At 77.5% G+C, this 612-nt stretch carries 1 protein-coding gene; it reads right to left on the minus strand.

Annotated elements, in window-relative coordinates; genetic code table 11:
* Positions 1-612 (minus strand): hypothetical protein (locus IT781_RS22120; RefSeq protein ID WP_228779367.1); only part of this gene is annotated, 612 nt, incomplete at both ends.

Genomic DNA, 612 nt, shown 5'->3' on the forward strand with positions numbered 1-612 from the left:
TCGAGGCGCCACGAGGAGGACGGCGCCCGCGGTCAGCGCGACCAGCAGCGTGGTTACGGTCGGCGTCGCCTCCAGCGTCGCACACCAGGCCCAGACGGCGTACGCCGTGAGGAGCGCCCCGGCCGAGGCCACGGGGCCGGCCAGGGTGCCGCGCTCCCGCACGCTCGTGGCGAGGGCCCAGCCGGCGGCGCCCAGAGCGGTCGCGAGCACGGCGGTGATGAGCTCGTCCTGCGCCGCGAGAGCCAGCGCGGCTCCGGTGAGGGCGCCCGTCAGTGCGCCCGCCGAGGCGCGGAGGGAGGCCGACTCCAGGCGCAGCGCGGCGGGCAGCGCCGAGGCGGCGGCGAGGACGAAGAGCAGCACGACCAGGATGAGCGGCAGGCCGAGGTCGGCCAGCCACCCCAACGCGCCCAGCGCCACGACGGGCAGGCCCAGGAGGAGGGGGCTCCGCCTCCCGAGGCCCAGGTGGCGGTGGCAGCACAGGAGCGCGACGCTCACGCCCAGGGCGAGGGCGGCCAGAGACCAGCCGTCGGGAGCGATGAAGAGACGGATCGGGGCGTCGGGCGAGCCGTCGAAGGGCCCGGTGAAGCGGTAGGCCCAGGCGACCGCGGCCCA

Origin of the sequence: Methylobacter sp. BlB1 (assembly GCF_015476545.1) — a bacterium.
GTDB lineage: Bacteria > Pseudomonadota > Gammaproteobacteria > Methylococcales > Methylomonadaceae > Methylobacter.